Origin of the sequence: Enterobacter sp. AN-K1, assembly GCF_020971765.1 — a bacterium.
Taxonomy (GTDB): Bacteria; Pseudomonadota; Gammaproteobacteria; order Enterobacterales; family Enterobacteriaceae; genus Enterobacter; species Enterobacter hormaechei_C.
Window position 1 is genome coordinate 1753347 of the sequence record NZ_CP087390.1, and the last position, 17467, is coordinate 1770813.

Annotated in this window: 12 protein-coding genes, 2 tRNA genes and 3 rRNA genes; 11 read left to right on the top strand and 6 right to left on the bottom strand. The window is 52.5% G+C overall.

What is annotated here, in order from left to right; genetic code table 11:
- Positions 1-93 precede the first annotated feature (93 nt).
- The 8 genes from LOC22_RS08410 to LOC22_RS08445 all read left to right on the top strand — a co-directional run bounded on the left by LOC22_RS08410 (position 94) and on the right by LOC22_RS08445 (position 7731).
- Complete coding sequence (locus LOC22_RS08410) at positions 94-336, top strand: YhdT family protein (RefSeq protein ID WP_003860385.1); 243 nt, start codon at positions 94-96, stop codon at positions 334-336.
- On the top strand, positions 326-1777 hold the full coding sequence (gene panF, locus LOC22_RS08415; protein ID WP_032655273.1) for a sodium/pantothenate symporter: 1452 nt from the start codon (positions 326-328) through the stop codon (positions 1775-1777). Before LOC22_RS08410 ends, panF begins: the two co-directional genes overlap by 11 nt.
- 11 nt (positions 1778-1788) lie before the next feature.
- Positions 1789-2670, top strand: a complete 882-nt coding sequence (prmA, locus tag LOC22_RS08420) for a 50S ribosomal protein L11 methyltransferase (protein WP_015572021.1) — start codon at positions 1789-1791, stop codon at positions 2668-2670.
- Between the two features lie 137 nt (positions 2671-2807).
- Entirely contained in the window at positions 2808-3548 is a 741-nt protein-coding gene (locus tag LOC22_RS08425; RefSeq protein WP_047057381.1) for a carbonic anhydrase, read from the top strand.
- 330 nt (positions 3549-3878) lie between these two features.
- Positions 3879-4844, top strand: a complete 966-nt coding sequence (dusB, locus tag LOC22_RS08430) for a tRNA dihydrouridine synthase DusB (protein WP_023295513.1) — start codon at positions 3879-3881, stop codon at positions 4842-4844.
- Between the two features lie 23 nt (positions 4845-4867).
- Positions 4868-5164 carry a DNA-binding transcriptional regulator Fis gene (gene fis / locus LOC22_RS08435; RefSeq protein ID WP_000462905.1) on the top strand — a complete coding sequence of 99 codons (297 nt, stop codon included), beginning with the start codon at positions 4868-4870 and terminating at the stop codon, positions 5162-5164.
- Positions 5165-5342: 178 nt separating this feature from the next.
- Positions 5343-5507, top strand: coding sequence for a DUF2556 family protein (locus LOC22_RS08440; RefSeq protein WP_003860373.1), 165 nt, complete (start codon positions 5343-5345; stop codon positions 5505-5507).
- A gap of 139 nt (positions 5508-5646) precedes the next feature.
- Positions 5647-7731: a putative bifunctional diguanylate cyclase/phosphodiesterase gene (locus tag LOC22_RS08445; protein WP_230239486.1), complete on the top strand. Its 2085-nt coding sequence runs from the start codon at positions 5647-5649 to the stop codon at positions 7729-7731.
- Here LOC22_RS08445 and envR read toward each other — a convergent pair.
- Positions 7726-8373 carry an acrEF/envCD operon transcriptional regulator gene (envR, locus tag LOC22_RS08450; protein WP_045339998.1) on the bottom strand — a complete coding sequence of 216 codons (648 nt, stop codon included), beginning with the start codon at positions 8371-8373 and terminating at the stop codon, positions 7726-7728. The two genes, LOC22_RS08445 and envR, sit on opposite strands and share 6 nt — an antisense overlap.
- Positions 8374-8769: 396 nt before the next feature.
- On the opposite strand from envR, the gene LOC22_RS08455 reads away from it, so the two are divergent.
- From LOC22_RS08455 to LOC22_RS08465, 3 genes are all read left to right on the top strand, one after another.
- Positions 8770-9909 (top strand): efflux RND transporter periplasmic adaptor subunit, encoded by a 1140-nt coding sequence (locus LOC22_RS08455; RefSeq protein WP_230239487.1) that lies wholly within the window; start codon positions 8770-8772, stop codon positions 9907-9909.
- 11 nt (positions 9910-9920) lie between these two features.
- The gene (locus LOC22_RS08460) at positions 9921-13034 is read left to right on the top strand and encodes an efflux RND transporter permease subunit (RefSeq protein WP_045340000.1); all 3114 of its coding nucleotides are present in this window, start codon (positions 9921-9923) and stop codon (positions 13032-13034) included.
- A gap of 248 nt (positions 13035-13282) precedes the next feature.
- Entirely contained in the window at positions 13283-13504 is a 222-nt protein-coding gene (locus LOC22_RS08465) for a lipoprotein (RefSeq protein ID WP_003860364.1), read from the top strand.
- Between the two features lie 335 nt (positions 13505-13839).
- Here LOC22_RS08465 and rrf (LOC22_RS08470) read toward each other — a convergent pair.
- The 5 genes from rrf (LOC22_RS08470) to LOC22_RS08490 form a co-directional block, all read right to left on the bottom strand.
- Positions 13840-13955 (bottom strand): 5S ribosomal RNA (rrf, locus tag LOC22_RS08470).
- A 43-nt stretch (positions 13956-13998) separates the two neighbouring features.
- Positions 13999-14074: transfer RNA gene (locus LOC22_RS08475), tRNA-Thr, on the bottom strand.
- Positions 14075-14088: 14 nt separating this feature from the next.
- Positions 14089-14204: ribosomal RNA gene (gene rrf / locus LOC22_RS08480) — 5S ribosomal RNA — on the bottom strand.
- 69 nt (positions 14205-14273) lie between these two features.
- Positions 14274-17179 (bottom strand): 23S ribosomal RNA (locus tag LOC22_RS08485).
- Between the two features lie 182 nt (positions 17180-17361).
- Positions 17362-17437: transfer RNA gene (locus LOC22_RS08490), tRNA-Glu, on the bottom strand.
- Positions 17438-17467 lie beyond the last annotated feature (30 nt).

Below are 17467 nucleotides of genomic sequence, written 5' to 3' on the forward strand. Positions count from 1 at the left end.
AAAAGGCCGGATTATCCGGCCTTTTTTATTTCTGGGGATCGCTAAGCCCCATCATGTACAATCCCCGCTTTCTTCATCCACAAGGGACAAAAAATGGACAAACGTTTTGTTCAGGCCCATAAAGAAGCGCGCTGGGCGCTGTGGCTGACCCTTCTCTATCTCGCCGCGTGGTTAGTAACTGCTTACTTACCTGATTCGGCGATTGGCATTACCGGCCTCCCGCACTGGTTTGAAATGGCCTGCCTGCTGCTGCCGCTGGTGTTTATCCTGCTGTGCTGGGCGATGGTGAAATTCATCTATCGCGATATTTCACTGGAGGACGATGATGCAGCTTGAAGTCATTCTGCCCCTTATCGCTTACCTGTTCCTGGTGTTTGGCCTGTCGGTTTATGCGATGCGTAAACGTTCGACCGGCACCTTTCTGAACGAGTATTTCCTCGGGAGCCGCTCTATGGGTGGCGTCGTGCTGGCCATGACGCTGACCGCCACGTACATCAGCGCCAGCTCGTTTATCGGTGGCCCCGGCGCCGCTTATAAGTACGGGCTGGGCTGGGTACTGCTGGCCATGATCCAGCTGCCTGCCATCTGGCTCTCTCTGGGCATACTGGGTAAAAAGTTTGCCATTCTGGCCCGTCGCTACAATGCCGTAACGCTGAACGATATGCTGTTTGCCCGCTATCAGAGTCGCTTGCTGGTATGGCTGGCAAGCCTGAGTCTGCTGGTGGCGTTTATTGGCGCAATGACGGTGCAGTTTATCGGCGGGGCGCGACTGCTGGAGACGGCAGCCGGGATCCCCTATGAGACGGGCCTGGTCATTTTCGGTGTGAGTATCGCGCTGTATACCGCGTTTGGCGGGTTCCGCGCCAGCGTACTCAACGACACGATGCAGGGGATGGTGATGCTCATTGGCACCCTCGTTCTGCTGGTGGGTATCGTGCATGCCGCAGGGGGCCTGAGCCATGCGGTTGAAACCCTGGAAGCGATCGATCCGAAACTGGTCTCGCCGCAGGGGGCGGATGACATCCTCTCTCCAGCCTTTATGACCTCGTTCTGGGTACTGGTGTGCTTTGGCGTGATTGGCCTGCCGCATACCGCCGTGCGCTGCATCTCATATAAAGACAGCAAAGCGGTGCACCGCGGGATCATTATCGGGACAATTGTGGTGGCGATCCTGATGTTCGGTATGCACCTGGCGGGTGCGCTGGGACGCGCGGTGATCCCTGACCTTACCGTACCGGATCTGGTCATTCCAACCCTGATGGTGAAAGTGCTTCCGCCGTTTGCCGCCGGGATTTTCCTCGCCGCCCCCATGGCGGCCATTATGTCGACTATCAACGCTCAGTTGCTGCAAAGTTCCGCTACGATCATTAAAGATCTCTATCTGAATTTGCGCCCTGAACAGGTCGAAAATGAGCGACGCCTCAAGCGCATGTCGGCGGTGATTACCCTGGTGCTGGGGGCGTTGCTGCTGCTGGCCGCGTGGCGTCCACCGGAGATGATCATCTGGTTGAACCTGCTCGCCTTTGGTGGGCTGGAGGCCGTTTTCCTGTGGCCGCTGGTGCTGGGGCTGTACTGGGAACGCGCGAATGCCGCGGGTGCATTAAGCGGCATGATTGTCGGGGGCGTCCTGTATGCCGTTCTCGCCACGTTTAAAATTCAGTATCTGGGCTTCCATCCGATCGTGCCTTCGTTACTGGTAAGTTTACTGGCGTTTGTGGTGGGAAACCGTTTTGGTCGACCGGTGCCACAAACTGCCCTGATTTCTACTGATAAATAAAGAGTTTTGCCATGCCGTGGATCCAATTAAAACTGAACACAACCGGCGCGAACGCCGAAGAACTGAGTGATGCGCTGATGGAGGCCGGTTCGGTCTCTATCACCTTCCAGGACACGCATGACACGCCGGTCTTTGAGCCGCTGCCGGGCGAAACGCGCCTGTGGGGTGATACGGACGTTATCGGCCTGTTCGATGCAGAAACCGACATGAAAGAGGTCGTGGCGATTCTGGAAAACCATCCGCTGCTGGGCGTGGGTTTCGCGCATAAAATTGAACAGCTGGAAGACAAAGACTGGGAACGCGAGTGGATGGACAACTTCCATCCGATGCAGTTTGGTCAGCGTCTGTGGATCTGCCCAAGCTGGCGTGAAGTTCCCGATAAAAACGCCGTCAACGTGATGCTGGATCCGGGTCTGGCGTTCGGCACCGGCACCCACCCGACAACCTCCCTGTGCCTGCAATGGCTGGATGGCCTGGATCTGGAAGGCAAAACCGTGATCGACTTCGGTTGCGGATCCGGGATCCTTGCTATCGCGGCGCTGAAACTGGGCGCGGCAAAAGCCATCGGGATCGACATCGATCCGCAGGCGATTCAGGCCAGCCGTGATAACGCCGAGCGTAATGGCGTTTCCGATCGCCTTGAACTGTATCTGCCCGATGCACAGCCAGAGGCGATGAAAGCCGATGTTGTGGTCGCGAATATCCTGGCTGGCCCGTTACGCGAGCTGGCGCCGTTAATCAGCGTGCTGCCGGTTGAAGGCGGTCTGCTGGGCCTGTCCGGTATCCTTGCCAGCCAGGCAGACAGCGTCTGTGAAGCCTACGCCGATCTCTTCGCGCTCGACCCGGTGGTCGAGAAAGAAGAGTGGTGTCGCATCACCGGCCGTAAAAAATAAGCGTTTGGCGTGGTCGTCTGACCACGCCTTTTCCCTTCGGTTTTTTCTCCCGCCTTCTTCCTTTCTTCGATAAAATAACCGCACAAATCATAATGTTAATCATTGATTTGGATAATAAAATTCACAGGAAGAATATGATGAAACACATTTCAGGCAAGGCAGCGCTGCTGGCGCTGAGCATGATTTCGGCTACGGCTTACGCATCACACTGGAGTTATCAGGGAGAAGGCGCACCGGAACACTGGGGCGAACTGGACGAGGCGTACAAGACGTGTAAAAGCGGAATGTATCAGTCGCCGGTCAACATAGATAACACGGTCAAAGCCCACATCTCTCCGCTGGAAACGCACTATATCGACGGCCCGGTCATTCTGACAAACAACGGCCATACTATCCAGGCAAGTGAAAATGCCGATACACGCGACAGTATCACGCTTGATAAACAGCGCTGGACGTTACAGCAGTTCCATTTCCATGCGCCATCCGAAAACACGGTGCACGGTAAAAAATACGCAATGGAAATGCATCTGGTCCATAAAAACGCTGACGGCGAACTGACGGTCGTTGCCGTTATGTTCGATCAGGGCGCGGCAAACACTGAACTGGATAAACTCTGGGGCGTGATGCCCGGACAGGTTGACCAGAACGTAACGATTAAGCCAACCCTCGATATGAATAAATTACTGCCCACGGATAAAACCTACTGGCGTTTTAGCGGCTCTCTGACCACGCCACCATGTTCAGAAGGGGTTACATGGCTGGTGCTCAAGCACCCGCTGACCGTCTCTGCTGAACAGCTGCAAAAATTCACTCACACCATGCGCCATGAAAACAGCCGCCCGGTTCAACCGCTTCATGGCCGTCTGGTTGTTGAATAAGTCGATTTTTTTACGCTGATATCCTGTGCTGAAATGCGACGCAGATCGCAAAGAAGCGCCATAATCTGCTGCTTATAGCAGCAGATTATCCCGGACAATTGATTCATTTATTCAGAAATGATGAGAAGTTACGGGAAATTGTAAGCGCCCACAAAATGTTCATTTATTCATAACACAATGATTTAAATAGCGAATAATCTTATCCAAAAAGAATGACTGGCGATTCCTTGATCTACAACAGAGGATTGTTCAAAGTTTGGCCTTTCATCTCGTGCAAAAAATGCGTAATATACGCCGCCTTGCAGTCACAGTATGGTCATTTCTTAACTCATGCGCATCGGACACCACCAGCTCAGAAATCGCCTGATCGCAGCCCCAATGGCAGGTATTACCGACCGGCCGTTCAGGACGCTGTGTTACGAGATGGGAGCAGGCCTGACCGTTTCCGAGATGATGTCGTCTAACCCGCAGGTTTGGGAAAGCGATAAGTCCCGCCTACGGATGGTGCACATTGATGAACCAGGTATCCGCACCGTGCAAATTGCCGGAAGCGTGCCTGAAGAGATGGCAGATGCCGCGCGTATTAACGTGGAAAGTGGCGCCCAGATTATTGATATCAATATGGGTTGCCCGGCCAAAAAGGTGAATCGCAAGCTTGCAGGTTCAGCCCTTCTGCAATACCCCGACCAGGTGAAGTCAATCCTGACGGCGGTTGTCAGCGCAGTGGACGTCCCTGTTACGTTGAAGATTCGCACGGGTTGGTCGCCGGAACACCGTAACTGCGTAGAGATTGCCCAACTGGCCGAAGACTGTGGCATTCAGGCCCTGACCATTCATGGACGCACTCGCGCCTGTTTGTTCAACGGCGAAGCTGAATACGACAGCATTCGGGCAGTTAAGCAGAAAGTTTCCATTCCGGTTATCGCGAATGGCGACATTACTGACCCGCTTAAAGCCAGAGCTGTGCTCGACTATACGGGAGCTGATGCTCTGATGATAGGACGTGCCGCTCAGGGAAGACCCTGGATCTTTCGGGAAATCCAGCATTATCTGGACACTGGGGAGCTGCTTGCCCCACTGCCTCTGGCAGAGGTTAAGCGCTTGCTTTGTTCGCATGTTCGGGAACTGCATGACCACTACGGCCAGGCAAAAGGGTACCGAATTGCGCGTAAACACGTCTCCTGGTATCTCCAGGAGCACGCTCCAAATGACCAGTTTCGGCGCACATTCAACGCCATAGAGGATGCCAGCGTACAGCTGGAGGCGTTGGAGGCATACTTCGAAAATCTTGCGTAATGAAATAAAGAGCTGACAGAACTATGTTCGAACAACGCGTAAATTCTGACGTACTGACCGTATCTACCGTTAACTCCCAGGATCAGGTGACTCAAAAGCCCCTGCGTGACTCGGTTAAACAGGCACTGAAGAACTATTTTGCTCAACTGAACGGTCAGGATGTTAATGACCTGTATGAGCTGGTACTGGCTGAAGTTGAACAGCCACTGTTGGACATGGTGATGCAATACACCCGTGGTAATCAAACCCGCGCTGCCCTGATGATGGGCATCAACCGTGGTACCCTGCGTAAGAAACTGAAAAAATACGGCATGAACTAATTTCGATTAGCTAACTGCTTGTTTAAAAAGGCGCTCTTCGGCATGGGGAAGCGCCTTTTTTATCGTCCGGACGGGCAACCGTCAATGCTTTGTAAACCTTCTCTTTCCCCACTTTTCAACGCCCGCTTTTCGTGTATATTTCCAGCAAATTACAGGCTCTCTTTTCACGGAATGACACATGATTCGTAAATACTGGTGGCTGGTCGTTTTTGCTGTCTCTGTTTTCATTTTTGATGCGCTGCTGATGCAGTGGATTGAACTGATGAGCACCGAAACCGATAAATGTCGCAATATGAATTCCGTGAACCCGCTTAAACTGGTCAACTGCTCAGAGCTGGACTAACCGCTTCCATCCTGTCCCCCCCTGTTATCACCCAATAAAAACAGGGATTTAAATCACTTTTCGTCATTTCCTGACGATGATAATGTCTGTGCCCTTTCCAACCGCTCTTGCTTAACGTCTCACAACGAGTGAACAGACCATGCTGGTTAGCCAATACAACCAAATCCTCGTAGTCATCTCCTTTGTTGTTGCCATTCTTGCCGCCTATACCGCGCTGAATATGGCTGCGCGCGTTGCCGGAAGCCAGGGCATCGCTGCACGCGTCTGGCTGGCAGGTGGCGGTGTTTCGATGGGGATTGGCGTGTGGGCGATGCATTTCATCGGTATGCTGGCGATGGATCTTTCCATGAGCATGAGTTACAACGCGGTCCTGACCGTGCTTTCGATGGTTATCGCCATCAGCTCGTCAATGTTTGCCCTGTGGCTCGTTAGCGGCGAGCAGCTACGTTTGCGCCGGCTGCTGCCTGGCGCCGTCGTGATGGGAGCGGGCATTGTTGCCATGCACTACACTGGTATGGCTGCCCTGGAGGTCACACCGGGTATTGTCTGGGATAAAAAGTGGGTGGCTATCTCCGTGGTCATTGCCCTTGCCGCTTCACTGGCCGCTCTTTGGCTGACGTTCCGTTTACGTCAGGAAGCAGCACGAATGGCGTTGATGCGGCTGGGGGCGGCGATCACCATGGGCATCGCTATCGCTGGCATGCATTACGCCGGCATGGAAGCAGCACAATTTCCAATGTCGACGATGGTCCACCATCATGGCATTAACGGGAGCTGGCTGGCGATACTGGTTAGCGTGGTCGCGCTCGCTATTCTGGGGATTACGCTGCTGGTGTCGATGTTCGATGCCCGCCTTCAGGCTCGTACCTCGCTGCTGGCCTCATCACTGGCAGAAGCTAACCGTGAACTCGCACAGCTGGCGTTGCATGATACGCTGACGCGATTACCCAATCGTATTCTGCTTGAGGATCGCCTCGATCAGGCCATCAGCAAGGCCGATCGCGAAGGAAGCCCTTTCGCGCTGATGTTTATGGATCTTGATGGCTTTAAAACCGTCAACGATGCCTATGGTCATGATGTCGGTGACAAGCTTCTGGTTGCGGTGACTCAGCGTTTGCTGTTGCAGCTGAAAGGTCAGTATACGCTGGCGCGTATCGGTGGGGATGAATTCGTCCTGCTGGCCGAAACCGCCACTCCGGATGATGCTGCCTCACTGGCAAATTCACTGGTGCGCGTCATTGATAGCCCGTTCCATCTCGATCCTTATGAAATGATGGTCACCCTGAGCATTGGCATTGCGCTCTATCCACACGATGGCAAAACCGATCGTGAACTGATGTTTAACGCTGATGCTGCGATGTACCACACGAAACATATGGGTCGTAACGGCTATCACTTCTTCCAGCCGTCAATGAATACGCTGGCGCAGACGCATCTACAGCTGATGAATGATCTGTGGCAGGCCATCGACCGTAATGAGTTACGCCTGCTTTATCAACCTAAATTTCACGCCCCTGCCGGGCCAGTCCTCGGGTTCGAAGCGCTGTTACGCTGGCAGCATCCCAAACAGGGGTTACTCTCCCCTGACCTGTTTCTACCGCTGGCAGAGAAAACGGGGCTGATTATTCCGATTGGAAACTGGGTAATCGACGAGGCCTGCCGCCAGCTGCATGAATGGCATCTTCAGGGCCACACGGACTGGTCAATGGCGGTGAATCTTTCTACATTGCAGTTCGAACAGCCGTCGCTGGTTAAAACAGTTCTCGATTGTCTGACGCGCCATAGCGTACCACCCGGCATGTTGATCCTGGAGGTGACCGAAACCACGGCAATGAACAATCCGGACGAAAGCGTTCGTGTCCTGACAGCGCTGACGGATGCGGGAGTAAAAGCCTCGATAGACGATTTTGGCACCGGTTACTCAAGCCTTCTGTATCTTAAGCGACTCCCCGCCTGCGAGTTGAAAATCGATCGTGCTTTTGTGAAAGAGTTAAGTGGTGAGAGCGAAGATGCGACGATTGTCTCGGCGATTGTCGCCCTGGCAAAAACGCTGAATCTGAAGGTCGTGGCGGAAGGGGTCGAAACCGCAGCGCAGCAAACCTTTCTGACAGAACTGGGATGCAATACGCTACAGGGTTACCTGCTGGGCAAACCGATTACCGCGCAAGCTATTATGGAACAGTGCCAGCACGGGGAGATGTCGCCACCCCGGACGCGATCATGAGGCTGTATCGTAAACCACTGGCGCCACTCGGGTGATATTTAGTGTCGCCAGAATATTATCCACCAGCGCCGGTGCTTGTTTGTACAGATTAAAATTGTTGCTATCCATTAACCAATTTTTAATGACACCGCTAAAAAAGGCGTGGAAAACAATCAGCGCCAGTTCAATATTGGTTTGCGAAGAGATAACGTTACAAGCAATGCATCGCTTTAGCGTCTTGCGAAGATAATCATCGTTTAAACCGATCCGCTTGCGTATTTCACATTCTGAAATCACATCGTCATGAAATTCACACTTATGATACAAAATTTGTAAAAGCGCATATTGCCGCGGCTCGCTCGCAATATATTGTAGTGCGACAATAAATTGTTCACGAAGCATTAACAAAGGGTCGTCATTTTCGGAAAGTATTAACCTGTCACGAATCATCTCACGCATCGGCAATTGCTGATCCCATATTGCATTAAATATTTCCGCTTTACTCGAGAAATGCCAGTAAACCGCCCCGCGAGTGAGTTGAGCAGCATCGGCGATGTCGGTAAGCGTGGTGCTGGATACGCCACGCGTCGCGAATAGCCCGATAGCGGCTTCAATCAGCTGCTGGCGGGTCTTTTGAGCCTCTTCTTTTTTTTTGCGCGCCATAACCTGCTACTCATTACTCATAAAATTGATACGTTATCAAAGGATATTGCCGTGGTCGTGTAGTCAAAGTATTAACCAAAACCCGTGTTAATTTTGCACAAAAAAAGTCAATTCATTTAATTTATAATTCACGTGAATAAATCGAATACATAAAATTCATAAAATATATGAATAGCATTCACCGAAAACATTTCGTTGATTATCCTGACAGAAAAAGAATACCGAATGCACTGTGTCAGATTCCGATTTTTACTTTTAAAAGCTCCATCAGCACTTATAAATTAAAAAACATTAAACACCCTCATTATTATACGCGGCTACATTTCTATTTTTTGCCTCACACCCTTTCACCGATTCATGGCAAATATCGGCTCAAGGGTAGTTTAAGGAACAGTAATGACGAATCACTTCAGATGCTTACCCTTATCCGGTTTCATTGTCTGTGCCGCGCTGCTCACCGGGTGCGATGGGCAAGAAAACCCACAGCAGCATGCGCAAGCTCCTCAGGTCAGTGTTCATATTGTTAAAAGCGCGCCACTGGCCGTAACGACAGAATTGCCCGGCAGAACTGACGCGTATCGTGTTGCGGAGGTTCGTCCTCAGGTAAGTGGTATCATTCTGCACCGTAATTTTACCGAAGGCAGCGACGTTAAAGCGGGTGAATCCCTTTATCAAATCGATCCGGCCACCTATCAGGCAGCCTACGACAATGCGAAAGGTGAACTGGTAAAAGCACAGGCGGCGGCGAATATCGCCCATCTGACGGTGAAACGTTACGTTCCGCTGGTTGGTACGCAATATGTGAGCAAGCAGGAGTACGATCAGGCGGTGGCAATTGCCCAGCAGGCGGATGCGAGCGTGGTTGCCGCGAAGGCTGGCGTTGAAAGCGCGCGGATCAACCTGGCCTATACGAAAGTCACATCCCCAATCAACGGGCGTATAGGTAAATCCAGCGTCACCGAAGGGGCGTTAGTCACTAATGGCCAGGCAACTGCACTGGCGACGGTTCAGCAACTCGATCCCATTTATGTCGATGTGACGCAATCCAGCAGCGATTTTATGCGCCTGAAGCAGCAGACGAGCCTGCAAAAGGGAGACACCAGCAGCGTCGAGTTGCTGATGGAAAATGGCCAGCCTTATCCGCTGAAAGGGACGCTCCAGTTCTCTGATGTCACGGTAGATGAAAGTACCGGCTCAATCACCCTTCGCGCCCTCTTCCCTAACCCACAGCATATGCTGTTACCGGGTATGTTTGTCCGTGCGCGCATCGATGAAGGTACGCAACCTGATGCCATTCTGGTTCCTCAGCAGGGGGTAACCCGTACACCACGCGGAGATGCCACCGTGCTTGTGGTAAATGAGAAAAACCAGGTGGAATCACGCACTGTCGTTGCACCGCAGGCGATTGGCGATCGCTGGCTGATCACGGAAGGCCTCAAAAACGGCGACCGCGTCATTATCAGCGGCCTGCAAAAAGTTCGCCCTGGCGTCACCGTCGTGGCTATTCCTGATACCGCAGCGACTCCAGCCAGTTAAGGAATAACGACATGGCTAATTTCTTTATTCAACGGCCTGTTTTCGCCTGGGTACTCGCCATCATTCTGATGATTGCGGGCGGGCTGGCCATTTTAAAACTACCGGTCGCGCAATATCCGACCATTGCGCCGCCGGCGGTTGCGGTGACAGCAACCTACCCGGGCGCTGATGCCCAGACGGTACAGGACACCGTCACTCAGGTTATCGAACAGAACATGAACGGTATCGATAATTTGATGTACATGTCGTCCACCAGTGATTCCGCTGGTAACGTCACCATCACCCTGACGTTCGAGTCGGGTACGGATCCTGATATTGCGCAGGTGCAGGTTCAGAACAAACTTCAGCTCGCCATGCCGCTGCTGCCACAAGAAGTGCAGCAGCAGGGGATCGGCGTGGAGAAATCCAGCAGCAGCTTCCTGCTGGTTGCAGGCTTTGTGTCGGACAATAAAAACCTCACGCAGGATGATATCTCCGACTATGTCGCTTCTAACGTAAAAGATGCGATCAGCCGTACTTCCGGCGTCGGTGACGTGCAGCTGTTCGGTGCCCAGTATGCAATGCGCATCTGGCTGGACAGCAACGCGATGAACAAATATCAGCTCACGCCGCTGGATATCATTAACCAGCTAAAAACGCAGAACGACCAGATTGCTGCGGGCCAGTTGGGCGGAACACCGTCCGTACCTGGGCAGCAACTGAACGCCTCAATTATTGCTCAAACGCGTCTGAAATCGCCGGAGGAGTTTGGTCGTGTGACGCTGAAGGTGAACCAGGACGGTTCAATGGTCCACCTGAAAGATGTGGCCCGCATTGAGCTGGGTGGCGAAAACTACAATATGGTCACCAAAATCAATGGCCAGGCAGCAACGGGGCTGGGGATCAAGCTGGCGACTGGCGCAAACGCGCTGGATACCGCTGCCGCCATCAAGAGTAAACTGGCGCAGTTGCAGCCCTTCTTCCCTCAAGGCCTGAAAGTCGTGTATCCGTACGACACTACACCTTTCGTGAAGATCTCAATCCATGAAGTGGTGAAGACACTGTTTGAAGCGATTGTTCTCGTGTTCCTGGTGATGTACTTGTTCCTGCAAAACCTGCGGGCAACGCTTATTCCGACGATCGCCGTGCCCGTGGTGTTACTGGGCACCTTTGCGGTACTGGCTGCGTTCGGGTTCTCCATTAACACCCTGACGATGTTCGGGATGGTATTGGCGATAGGTCTGCTCGTCGATGACGCCATCGTGGTGGTCGAGAACGTAGAACGCGTCATGGTTGAGGACAAGCTGCCGCCAAAAGAGGCGACGCAGAAGTCGATGGAGCAAATCCAGGGCGCTCTGGTGGGCATTGCCATGGTGCTTTCGGCGGTATTTATTCCGATGGCATTCTTTGGTGGTTCAACCGGGGCTATCTATCGTCAGTTCTCGCTGACCATTGTCTCCGCGATGGCCTTGTCGGTACTGGTGGCGTTGATATTAACGCCTGCTCTTTGTGCCACGCTGCTCAAACCGGTTTCCAGCGAACATCATGAAAAGAAAGGTGGTTTCTTCGGCTGGTTTAACGCGCTCTTTGATAAGAGTGTGGAGCACTACAGCAACAGCGTAAGCGGCATTTTACGTAAGACCGGCCGCTATCTGCTGGTTTACGTCATCATCGTCGGCGGCATGGCAGTTCTGTTCCTGCGCCTGCCTTCCTCCTTCCTGCCGGAAGAGGATCAGGGGGTGTTTATGACGATGGTTCAGTTGCCGGCAGGGGCGACGCAAATGCGTACTCAGCAGGTACTCGATCAGGTTCAGGATTATTACCTGACGAAAGAGAAAGCGAACGTTGAATCGGTCTTTACCGTAAACGGTTTTAGCTTTAGCGGACAGGGGCAGAACTCCGGTATCGCTTTCGTCAGCCTGAAGCCATGGGAAGAACGTCCGGGCAAGGAAAACGGCGTTGAGGCGATTGTCAGCCGCGCGACGAAAGCGTTCAGCCAGATCAAAGACGGTCTTGTATTTCCGTTTAACCTGCCTGCCATTATTGAACTGGGTACCGCAACAGGCTTTGACTTTGAACTGATTGACCAGGCAAACCTGGGGCATACGCAGTTAACCCAGGCGCGTAACCAGCTGCTGGGCATGGTGAGAGAACATCCTGACTTACTGGTTCGCGTGCGTCCTAATGGACTGGAAGATACGCCACAGTTCAAGCTGGACGTCGATCAGGAGAAGGCACAGGCGCTGGGTGTGAGCGTGTCTGACGTCAATCAGACGATTTCAACAGCGCTGGGTGGCACCTATGTGAACGACTTTATCGATCACGGACGGGTGAAAAAAGTTTATGTCCAGGCTGATGCTCGCTTCCGTATGCTACCCGGAGACATTAACGGCCTGTATGTGCGTAGCGCTAACGGCGAAATGGTGCCTTTCTCTGCCTTTAGCAGCTCTCACTGGGTGTACGGTTCACCGCGTCTGGAACGTTACAATGGGATGCCATCAATGGAGATCCTCGGTGAGTCTGCCCCTGGCAAAAGTACCGGTGAGGCAATGGCGTTGATGGAAAGCCTTGCGTCAAAACTGCCTTCCGGCATCGGCTACGACTGGACGGGGATGTCTTATCAGGAACGACTTTCCGGGAATCAGGCTCCGGCGCTGTACGCCATCTCACTGATTGTGGTGTTCCTGTGTCTGGCGGCCCTCTATGAAAGTTGGTCAATTCCCTTCTCGGTCATGCTGGTTGTGCCGCTGGGGGTGATCGGCGCGCTTCTGGCTGCATCAATGCGAGGGCTGAACAATGACGTTTACTTCCAGGTTGGTCTGCTTACGACAATTGGTTTATCAGCCAAGAACGCCATACTGATCGTTGAGTTCGCCAAGGATCTCATGGATAAAGAAGGCAAAGGGATTATCGAAGCCACGCTTGAAGCCTCGCGTATGCGTCTGCGTCCTATCCTGATGACTTCCCTGGCATTCATCCTTGGTGTTATGCCTCTGGTCATCAGCAGCGGTGCTGGTAGTGGGGCACAAAATGCGGTCGGGACGGGCGTGATGGGCGGGATGCTGTCAGCCACCCTGTTGGCCATTTTCTTTGTTCCTGTTTTCTTTGTGGTTGTCCGGAGACGGTTTACAAAGCGCAAGGATTAATGAAAACCATAAAGGCACCTCTGGTGCCTTTTTTATTTCCTGAAAACAATGTAAAAACACTTCCCCTCTTCACATTTCCTCCATTAATAATCAGTGCCCGCGCTTTTTTCTTCATAATTTTTACAATCCACACAAATTGAGATTATTCCCCGTGCTGCATGGTATTAGTGCGGTGGTAAAATAATCATCAGTTCGTTAATTGCTGTATCGGCTCTTTAGCGAATAAGCGATCATATTGAGGTAACATCATGAAAAGATTCCTTTCCGTTGCACTTCTCGCTGCGCTGCTTGCTGGTTGCGCGCACGACTCTCCATGTGTACCGGTATACGACGATCAGGGGCGACTGGTTCACACCAATACCTGTATGAAGGGCACTACCCAGGATAACTGGGAAACAGCAGGTGCGATTGCTGGTGGCGCCGCGGCAATCGCTGGCCTGACACTCGGTATTGTCGCCCTGACTAAATAAGGCTTCTAAAAGCGCGGCCATCGCCGCGCTTTTATTTTTCCCTGATATAAGGAACGTATATTCCTCATCACGAATAGCATCAGATATTAATTAAATTCAATACGCTACCTTACTCCCCGCTATACCCCATACCTGTACATAACATTTAATTGATTTAACGCTGCTGCGAGCCAGCATAATGCATTCCACAACTTCAGTTTCAGTAGGGTAAAACGCTTTAATACGTCCGTAAGGTATTAATGGCGACAGCAGGAATATCGAATGAGGGAATTGGTTTGGCTGGAGCGATAACGCAAAAAGGCCATCCTTTCGGATGGCCTTTCTACTTGTTTGATGTCTGGCAGTTCCCTACTCTCACATGGGGAGACCCCACACTACCATCGGCGCTACGGCGTTTCACTTCTGAGTTCGGCATGGGGTCAGGTGGGACCACCGCGCTAAAGCCGCCAGACAAATTCTTTTACTTCTTGCCGAACTTTAACCTAAGTATAAAGTGGTGCTGATACCCAGAGTCGAACTGGGGACCTCACCCTTACCAAGGGTGCGCTCTACCAACTGAGCCATATCAGCACGCTAAATTTGATGCCTGGCAGTTCCCTACTCTCACATGGGGAGACCCCACACTACCATCGGCGCTACGGCGTTTCACTTCTGAGTTCGGCATGGGGTCAGGTGGGACCACCGCGCTAAAGCCGCCAGGCAAATTCTGTTAATCTGTATCAGGCTGAAAATCGTGTCTGTCTCTTCGCCAAAACACCTTCGGCGTTGTAAGGTTAAGCCTCACGGTTCATTAGTATCGGTTAGCTCAACGCATCGCTGCGCTTACACACCCGACCTATCAACGTCGTCGTCTTCAACGTTCCTTCAGGAGACTTAAAGTCTCAGGGAGAACTCATCTCGGGGCAAGTTTCGTGCTTAGATGCTTTCAGCACTTATCTCTTCCGCATTTAGCTACCGGGCAGTGCCATTGGCATGACAACCCGAACACCAGTGATGCGTCCACTCCGGTCCTCTCGTACTAGGAGCAGCCCCCCTCAATTCTCCAGCGCCCACGGCAGATAGGGACCGAACTGTCTCACGACGTTCTAAACCCAGCTCGCGTACCACTTTAAATGGCGAACAGCCATACCCTTGGGACCTACTTCAGCCCCAGGATGTGATGAGCCGACATCGAGGTGCCAAACACCGCCGTCGATATGAACTCTTGGGCGGTATCAGCCTGTTATCCCCGGAGTACCTTTTATCCGTTGAGCGATGGCCCTTCCATTCAGAACCACCGGATCACTATGACCTGCTTTCGCACCTGCTCGCGCCGTCACGCTCGCAGTCAAGCTGGCTTATGCCATTGCACTAACCTCCTGATGTCCGACCAGGATTAGCCAACCTTCGTGCTCCTCCGTTACTCTTTGGGAGGAGACCGCCCCAGTCAAACTACCCACCAGACACTGTCCGCAACCCGGGTAACGGGTCTACGTTAGAACACCAGCCATTAAAGGGTGGTATTTCAAGGTTGGCTCCACGCAGACTGGCGTCCACGCTTCAAAGCCTCCCACCTATCCTACACATCAAGGACCAGTGTTCAGTGTCAAGCTATAGTAAAGGTTCACGGGGTCTTTCCGTCTTGCCGCGGGTACACTGCATCTTCACAGCGAGTTCAATTTCACTGAGTCTCGGGTGGAGACAGCCTGGCCATCATTACGCCATTCGTGCAGGTCGGAACTTACCCGACAAGGAATTTCGCTACCTTAGGACCGTTATAGTTACGGCCGCCGTTTACCGGGGCTTCGATCAAGAGCTTCGCGTTGCCGCTAACCCCATCAATTAACCTTCCGGCACCGGGCAGGCGTCACACCGTATACGTCCACTTTCGTGTTTGCACAGTGCTGTGTTTTTAATAAACAGTTGCAGCCAGCTGGTATCTTCGACTGATTTCAGCTCCACCCGCAGGGGCTTCACCTACACATCAGCGTGCCTTCTCCCGAAGTTACGGCACCATTTTGCCTAGTTCCTTCACCCGAGTTCTCTCAAGCGCCTTGGTATTCTCTACCTGACCACCTGTGTCGGTTTGGGGTACGATTTCGTGTTACCTGATGCTTAGAGGCTTTTCCTGGAAGCAGGGCATTTATCACTTCAGCACCGTAGTGCCTCGTCATCACACCTCAGCGTTAACAAGGTACCGGATTTACCTGGAACCTCCGCCTACATGCTTAAACCGGGACAACCGTCGCCCGGCTGACATAGCCTTCTCCGTCCCCCCTTCGCAGTAACACCAAGTACAGGAATATTAACCTGTTTCCCATCGACTACGCCTTTCGGCCTCGCCTTAGGGGTCGACTCACCCTGCCCCGATTAACGTTGGACAGGAACCCTTGGTCTTCCGGCGTGCGGGCTTTTCACCCGCATTATCGTTACTTATGTCAGCATTCGCACTTCTGATACCTCCAGCAACCCTCACAGGCCACCTTCAACGGCTTACAGAACGCTCCCCTACCCAACAACGCATAAGCGTCGCTGCCGCAGCTTCGGTGCATGGTTTAGCCCCGTTACATCTTCCGCGCAGGCCGACTCGACCAGTGAGCTATTACGCTTTCTTTAAATGATGGCTGCTTCTAAGCCAACATCCTGGCTGTCTGTGCCTTCCCACATCGTTTCCCACTTAACCATGACTTTGGGACCTTAGCTGGCGGTCTGGGTTGTTTCCCTCTTCACGACGGACGTTAGCACCCGCCGTGTGTCTCCCGTGATAACATTCTTCGGTATTCGTAGTTTGCATCGGGTTGGTAAGCCGGGATGGCCCCCTAGCCGAAACAGTGCTCTACCCCCGAAGATGAGTTCACGAGGCGCTACCTAAATAGCTTTCGGGGAGAACCAGCTATCTCCCGGTTTGATTGGCCTTTCACCCCCAGCCACAGGTCATCCGCTAATTTTTCAACATTAGTCGGTTCGGTCCTCCAGTTAGTGTTACCCAACCTTCAACCTGCCCATGGCTAGATCACCGGGTTTCGGGTCTATACCCTGCAACTTAACGCCCAGTTAAGACTCGGTTTCCCTTCGGCTCCCCTATACGGTTAACCTTGCTACAGAATATAAGTCGCTGACCCATTATACAAAAGGTACGCAGTCACCTAACAAGTAGGCTCCCACTGCTTGTACGTACACGGTTTCAGGTTCTTTTTCACTCCCCTCGCCGGGGTTCTTTTCGCCTTTCCCTCACGGTACTGGTTCACTATCGGTCAGTCAGGAGTATTTAGCCTTGGAGGATGGTCCCCCCATATTCAGACAGGATACCACGTGTCCCGCCCTACTCTTCGAGTTCACAGCATGTGCATTTTCGTGTACGGGACTATCACCCTGTACCGTCGGACTTTCCAGACCGTTCCACTAACACACAAGCTGATTCAGACTCCGGGCTGCTCCCCGTTCGCTCGCCGCTACTGGGGGAATCTCGGTTGATTTCTTTTCCTCGGGGTACTTAGATGTTTCAGTTCCCCCGGTTCGCCTCGTTAACCTATGTATTCAGTTAACGATAGTGCAACGGATTGCACTGGGTTTCCCCATTCGGACATCGCCGGGTCAAAGGTTCATATCACCTCGCCGGCGCTTTTCGCAGATTAGCACGTCCTTCATCGCCTCTGACTGCCAGGGCATCCACCGTGTACGCTTAGTCGCTTAACCTCACAACCCGAAGATGTTTCACTTCTGATTGCGAAAATTTGAGAGACTCGAACACACATGAGCTGTGTGTCGTTTCAATTTTCAGCTTGATCCAGATTTTTAAAGAGCAAATATCTCAAACATGACTCGCAAGTCAGTTTTGAGATATGACGGCAGGTGACTTTCACTCACGAACCAGCAAGTGGCGTCCCCTAGGGGATTCGAACCCCTGTTACCGCCGTGAAAGGGCGGTGTCCTGGGCCTCTAGACGAAGGGGACGTACAGTCTCAATCGCAAGACGCCTTGCTA